Origin of the sequence: Qipengyuania sp., assembly GCF_042095715.1 — a bacterium.
GTDB lineage: Bacteria > Pseudomonadota > Alphaproteobacteria > Sphingomonadales > Sphingomonadaceae > Qipengyuania.
Genome location: NZ_JBELMO010000105.1, coordinates 1 through 6727 on the forward strand (window position 1 = coordinate 1; position 6727 = coordinate 6727).

Genomic DNA, 6727 nt, shown 5'->3' on the forward strand with positions numbered 1-6727 from the left:
CGAGAGTGAGGCAATCGAGCAGCAGGTCGAGAAGGCCGGGACGCGCCTCCAGCAAGCGGAAGACATTGATGGCACTGGGAAGCCGTTCAAGCAGCGTTTCCCATCTGGCGAGCGCCACGTCTGGCCGGTCCGACGCTGCGAAGGCTGCAAGCAGTTGCGGCCTCAGCGCGGTGAAAGCGCCGATGGCCGCCTCGCTGCGGAGCGCGCGATAGCGGCCATCGGTCCATCCATCGGCACGCTCCGCCATCTCGGCGGGGGCATCCAGGTGCGGTTCGTCGGCAGACCCACCCAGCAAATCGCCGTAGCGCTCCGCAACCTGCGCGCAGACGGGGGCCAGGCTGCGGATCAACGCTTCGCCGTCCTGCTGCCCGCTCAACCGGGCCACCGCCTCCAGCGCCTCCCCATCGGGAAGGCTGTGGGTCTGCTGGTCGCCGATCATTTGCAGTCGGTGTTCCTCGGTCCGCAGCCGATCATAGGCGTCACCCATTACAAGAGCGTCGCGTGCATCGATATGCCCGGCCTCAGCCAGCGCCTCCAGCGCCGGCCGCGTTTCACGCACCCTGAGCGAGGGATCGCGTCCGCCATGGATCAATTGATGGGTCTGGGCGAAGAATTCGACTTCCCGAATGCCGCCGCGCCCTTGCTTGAGATTGAAGCCGGGGCCGGGCTCTCGCGGGCCGGCATAGCGGTCGCGGATGCGCATGGAGAGCCTGCGCACCTCCTCGATCGCACCGAAATCGAGGCTTCGGCGCCAGACGAAGGGGGAAATGGTATCGAGAAAGGCTGTACCGGCCTCAACATCGCCCGCACAGGCGCGCGCCCGGATGAAGGCCGCGCGTTCCCAGGCGAGTGCGGAACTTTCATAGTGCGTCGTCGCGGCCGCCAGCGAAATTGCGGGCGGAGAAACTTCCGACGCGGGGCGAAGCCGCAAATCGACGCGAAAGACATAGCCCTCCTCGGTAACATCGCTCAGCAGGCGGACCACTTCACGCGCGTAACGCTGCGCCGCTTCCGCGGGTTCGTCGCGTTCGCGCCTCGGCAGGGTCTCCGGGTCGAACAGCAGGATGGGATCGATGTCGGAGCTATAGTTCAGCTCGCGCGCGCCATGCTTGCCCAGGGCCAGCGCGATGAAGCCGGCGGGCGCCTGGTCCGGCACGCGCCGCGATATGCCGGCGGCAATCGCCCTGTCCAGCGCCCGGTCCGCGAAATCGCTGAGTTCCCCCATCACGCGCGCCAGAGGAAACGCGCCCGCCAGATCGCCGATCGCCAGCGCCAGCGCCAAGGCGCGGCGTTCCCGGCGCAGGGCCACTCCGGCGTCGGTGGACGATGCCCCTACGAGCCGGGCAGCCGCGAGCGCTTCTTCACCCAGGCCATCCGCGAGCAGCGAAGCGATCTTGGTTTCCCGATCGAGCAGCCGCGCGAGGAAGGGCGCGTTGCGCCGCGCGCGGTCTATCGCCCCCTGCCAATCTGCCATCCCCGCCCCCTGCCCGCACCGCGCGGCGCACGCAAGCTTGCGGTCGCGGTTGCTCTCTGCAAGACGGGCGTCACAGCCCTCAAGCCATAGCAGATACGGGACCGCACGATGAAACGCACGCTTCTCCCCGCGCTCGGCGCAAGCCTGATGATATCCGCCTGCGCAACGATGCCGGCCCAGGACAGTACGCCTGCCGCCGAGGCCTCTCTCGATGTCAAAACGATGAAGGAGGTGACGCGCACGCTTTCATCCGACGCCTTCGAGGGACGCATGCCCGGCTCGCCTGGCGAAGAAAAAACGGTCGCCTACCTGATCGAGCGGTTCAAGGCCGCCGGGCTTACCCCGGGGAACAGGGGCAGCTGGGTCCAGAACGTGCCGCTGGTGGAGATTACTGGCAAGAATTTCGCCCCGCTGACGGTGAAGGGCGGCGCGCAGCCGATGGCCTTTCAGTTCGGTAAGGATTGGGTCGGCGTGACCTATCGCGAGGACAAGGCGACCGCGCTGAAGGACAGCGAGTTGGTCTTCGTGGGCTATGGCGTCGTCGCGCCCGAGCGCAACTGGAACGACTACGCCGGCGTCGACATGCGCGGGAAGACTGCGGTCATCCTGGTCAACGATCCCGATTTCGGCGCCGAGACGCTCGAGGGCCCGTTCAACGGCAAGGCTATGACCTATTACGGCCGCTGGACCTACAAATACGAAGAAGCGGCCCGGCAAGGTGCCGCCGGGGCGATCATCATCCATGATACGGCGCCTGCCGCCTATGGCTGGAACGTGGTCGAATCGAGCTGGTCGGGTCCGCAGGCATATGCGCAGCGCGGCCCCGACGCGCCGCCGCTGACCATGATGAACGGCTGGGTGCAAAAGGGCGTGGCGCAGAAAATCCTGACCTCCGCGGGCAAGGATCTGGCATCGCTCACCACCGCCGCACGCAGGCAGGGCTTCAGGCCGGTGCCGCTGGGCCTCACGGTCTCGACCAATTTCCAGAGCGACATTCGCAAGTTCCAGTCCCGCAATGTGATCGGCATGTTGCCGGGATCGGGCGCGCCGGACGAATATGTGATGCACACCGCGCATTGGGATCATCTCGGCCGCTGCACGCCCGCGCCCGATGGCGACGATATCTGCAATGGGGCGGTCGACAACGCCACCGGCACCGCAGCTCTCGTCGCTCTGGCCGAAGCGCACCACAAGGCCGGGCCGGCGCGGCGCAGCCTGGTTTTCCTGGCAGTGACCGCAGAAGAATCGGGCCTGCTCGGCGCGGATTATTATGCCGCCAATCCCGTCTTCCCGCTTTCGCAGACCGTGGGCGGAATTAATATGGACGCGTTTCTCATCGCGGGTCCTGCGCGGGACGTCACCGTGGTTGGTCCCGGCAAGAGCGAACTCGACAGCTATCTGAACGCTGCGCTCGTTGCAGATGGTCGGGTGGCCACCCCCAATCCCAAGCCGGAGGCGGGGTATTACTATCGGTCCGATCACTTCGCCTTCGCCAAGCGGGGCGTACCGATGCTCTACATCGATGGGGGCGAGGATCTGGTGAAGGGCGGGCGCGCCGCTGGCGAGGCGATCGCGGGCGACTATACCGAAAATCGCTATCACGGCCCCAATGACGAATATGATCCCAACTGGGATTGGTCGGGCGTGATGGCCGATCTGCAGCTGTATTATCGTATCGGCCGCAGCCTGGCCGAAACCAGTGCCTGGCCCAACTGGGTGCCCGGGGACGAGTTCAGGGCGATCCGTGACAAGGATTGCGCCGCGTCCCCGTCCGGCTGCTGACGGATAGCGCGATGGCTTGGCGGATGCCGCCCGAATGGGCGCCGCAGGACTGGCTGTGGATCGGCTTCCCTCACGATGCCGACGAATGGCCCGAGGTGCTTGCGCGTGCGCAGGAACAGATCGCGGCTTTCGCCAATGCCGTGGCTGAAACCGGGCAGGGCGTGCGATTGCTGGTGCGCGATGCCGCCAACGAAGCGCGCGCGAAGCAGCTCGTTTCCGGCGCGGCCAGTCTTGAACGGCGCGAATATGGCGATGTCTGGCTGCGCGACACCGGCCCGCTGATCCTCTCTGGCGAGGATGACGCGCGCGCCGCGCGCCGCTTCGGCTTCAACGGTTGGGGCGGCAAATACGAGATGGCGGGCGATCAGACCATTGGCGCGCAGCTGTCGACGGATGAAGGGCTGTCGCTCAAGGTGGCGGACTGGATCCTGGAAGGCGGCGCGATCGATGGCGACGGGACCGGGCTGGTGGTCACGACCGAGCAATGCTTGCTCAACCCCAATCGCAATCCCGAACTCTCCCGCGAAGATATCGAGCGCCGGCTGAACCGCGATCTGGGCTTTGATCGCGTGCTGTGGTTGGGCGATGGTCTCATCAACGATCATACCGACGGGCATGTCGACAATCTGGCGCGATTTGTGTCGCCGAACCGGCTGGCGCTGCCTCGCGCGACCGGCAAGGACGATCCCAACGCGGCGATCTATGCCGATGCCAAGCGCCGCGCCGAGGATTTCGGCGTCGAGGTGGCGGAGATTCCTTCTCCCGGCCTCGTCACCCGCGGCGATTTTGTGGAGCCGGCCAGCTACGCCAATTTCGCCATCACGACCCATCTCGTGGTGGTGCCGACCTTTGGCAGCCCGCATGACGAGGAGGGCGTATCTGCCATCGCGGAGCTGTTTCCGGACCGGGCCACTATCGGCCTTCCCGCCGATGCGGTGCTGGCAGGCGGCGGCGGGTTCCACTGCGCCAGCCAGCAGATGCCATCCGAGGGCTGGCGGCCTTAAGACTTTCTTAGCGTTTGCGGGTGCACAGTAGCCGAATGACCCGCGCTATCGCCCTTGCCCGCACCATGTCAGCACAACGCCGCGCGCGTCTCGAAGCGGCCCTGCGTATCGTCATCGTGTCGGGCTGCGCCCTGGCGCTGACCATGGCCGGACGCCCGCTGCCCTTCTAGACGCCCGCCAATCGGGCCAGCGAGACTAGAGCGGTCGCACCCAGCAACCCGAAGACGCTCAGCCGCCACTGGCGCTCCGTTACCCTTCCATAGGCGCGGTGACCCAACCAGTCGCCTGCGATCATCACGGGAAGCAGAGCCAGCGCGAGCGCGACCTGCTGCCATCCTCCGGTCCCGGTCGCGATGAACAGCGCGCTCGACAGCGGCGTGACGACGAGAAAAATCGCCATCATCGATGCCCTTGCCGCACCGGGCGACAAGCGCCCCCGAAGATAGAAAGGCGCCATTCCGGGACCCGGCATTCCCGCGAACCCGCCGAAAAATCCCGTCGCCAGACCCGAAAGTGTCATCGCCGGCCAGCGAGGCATGCGTAGCGGACCCAAAGGTGTCACGACGAGAACGAAGGATCCCAGCGAAACCAGCGCGATCAGAAAACGGGCCCAGTCGGGCCTTAGCGTCGTAACCAGATAGAGGCCCAGCGGTACCGCCAGCAGCGCAAGCAGCGCGATCGGCAGGGCGGACCTGTCGGCGTCCCTTCTGATCCGCCCGATATCGGTAAGCCCGACGCCGAACAGCGTCAGATTGCCGACCAGCACGGCCAAGGGGGGCGCGATGAAGTTGCCCAACACCGGCACCAGCACCACCGACAGGCCGAACCCCGCCAGCCCACGCACGAAGCCTGCCGCAAAGGCAGTGACGGCGACGACGATCCAGACCTCGATTCCGCCGCCCAAGGCGATCTCGCTCAGCGCAGGTCGGGAGGCGTGGCTTCGGTGCGGAGCATGGCGATGGCCTCATCTACCGTCATGATCCGCTGATCCTTCTCTCCCAGCGTGCGAATGGCGACCTTGCCCTCATCCGCTTCGCGCTTGCCGACGACCAGAAGATGCGGAACCTTCGCAAGGCTGTGCTCGCGCACCTTGTAATTGATCTTCTCGTTTCGAAGGTCGCTCTCCACGCGCAGGCCGGCTGCCTGGAGCTTGCCGACGACATCCTTTGCGTAATCGTCGGCGTCAGACACGATCGTGGCCACGACAGCCTGCACCGGCGCGAGCCAGGTGGGCAGGCGCCCGGCGAAGTGCTCGATAAGGATGCCGATAAAGCGTTCGTAGGAACCGAAGATCGCGCGGTGCAGCATGACCGGACGATGCTTTTCGCCATCCTCCCCGACGTAGCTCGCATCGAGACGTTCGGGCAGGACGCGGTCGCCCTGGATCGTGCCGACCTGCCACGTCCGGCCGATCGCGTCGGTCAGATGCCATTCGAGCTTCGGCGCATAGAAGGCGCCTTCGCCGGGCAGCTCTTCCCAGCCATATGCCTCGTTCGCCATGCCCGCTTCGGCAACGGCATCGCGCAGTTCCTGTTCGGCCTTGTCCCAGTCCGCCTCGCTTCCGAAACGCTTTTCGGGGCGCAGAGCCAGCTTCACATGATAGGTGAAGCCGAAATCCTTGTAGACGCTGTCGGCCAGCGCGCAGAAGGCGCGAACTTCTTCCACGACCTGAGCCTCCGTGCAGAAGATGTGGGCATCGTCTTGCGTGAACTGACGCACGCGCATCAGGCCGTGCAGCGCGCCATGCGGTTCGTTGCGGTGGCAGCACCCCATCTCGCCCAGCCGGACGGGCAGGTCGCGATAGCTGGTGATGCCCTGCTTGAAGACGAGCACGTGGGCGGGACAGTTCATCGGCTTGATGGCCATCCACTCCGCGTCCGCCGCCACCTTCGGATTGGCCGGGCCGTCTCCCAGGCCATCCACCTCTGGCACGATGTCGGGCACGGCAAACATGTTCTCGGCATATTTGCCCCAGTGGCCGGATTGCTCCCACTGCCGCACGTCCATCAGCTGCGGCGTCTTGATTTCGCGATAGCCAGCGCCGTCCATCTTGCGGCGCATGTAGGCTTCCAGCTCGCGCCAGATGCGATAGCCCTTTGGATGCCAGAATACGCTGCCGTGCGCTTCTTCCTGCAGGTGGAACAGGTCCATCTCGCGGCCCAGCTTGCGGTGGTCGCGCTTAGCGGCCTCCTCCAGACGATTGAGGTGCGCGTCGAGCTGCTTCTTGTTGAGCCAGCCCGTGCCGTAGATGCGCGTGAGCTGCGCGTTCTTCTGGTCGCCGCGCCAGTATGCGCCGGCCACCCGCATCAGCTTGAAGGCGGCGGGATCGAGCTTGCCCGTGCTGGCGAGATGCGGCCCGCGGCACATGTCGAGCCAGCTGCCTTCCTCGCCCGGATTGCCCGAATGATAGACCGTCAGTTCCTCGCCCTCGGGCAGTTCGGCGGCCCATTCGGCCTTGAAGGTCTCG

Annotated in this window: 4 protein-coding genes and 1 pseudogene; 2 read left to right on the forward strand and 3 right to left on the reverse strand. The window is 65.8% G+C overall.

From position 1 onward, the window contains the following. A pseudogene (locus ACFDTG_RS15610) lies at positions 1–1474 on the reverse strand (glutamine-synthetase adenylyltransferase); the annotation flags it as partial. 108 nt (positions 1475–1582) lie between these two features. On the opposite strand from ACFDTG_RS15610, the gene ACFDTG_RS15615 reads away from it, so the two are divergent. Continuing rightward, positions 1583–3256 carry a M28 family metallopeptidase gene (locus ACFDTG_RS15615; protein ID WP_375291882.1) on the forward strand — a complete coding sequence of 558 codons (1674 nt, stop codon included), beginning with the start codon at positions 1583–1585 and terminating at the stop codon, positions 3254–3256. An 11-nt stretch (positions 3257–3267) separates the two neighbouring features. Then, on the forward strand, positions 3268–4260 hold the full coding sequence (locus ACFDTG_RS15620; protein ID WP_375291883.1) for an agmatine deiminase family protein: 993 nt from the start codon (positions 3268–3270) through the stop codon (positions 4258–4260). Between the two features lie 166 nt (positions 4261–4426). On the opposite strand, the gene ACFDTG_RS15625 is transcribed toward ACFDTG_RS15620, so the two are convergent. Together ACFDTG_RS15625 and thrS are read right to left on the reverse strand one after the other, a co-directional pair. Next, positions 4427–5164 carry a TSUP family transporter gene (locus ACFDTG_RS15625; protein ID WP_375291884.1) on the reverse strand — a complete coding sequence of 246 codons (738 nt, stop codon included), beginning with the start codon at positions 5162–5164 and terminating at the stop codon, positions 4427–4429. An 11-nt stretch (positions 5165–5175) separates the two neighbouring features. Next, a partial coding sequence (gene thrS / locus ACFDTG_RS15630; RefSeq protein WP_375291885.1) for a threonine--tRNA ligase occupies positions 5176–6727 on the reverse strand: 1552 nt, incomplete at its 5' end.

What these genes read in the sequence shown, in the direction of transcription:
- ACFDTG_RS15615 (WP_375291882.1), top strand. Translation starts at nt 1,583, where the DNA reads ATGAAACGCACGCTTCTCCCCGCGCTCGGCGCAAGCCTGATGATATCC.
- ACFDTG_RS15620 (WP_375291883.1), top strand. Translation starts at nt 3,268, where the DNA reads ATGGCTTGGCGGATGCCGCCCGAATGGGCGCCGCAGGACTGGCTGTGG.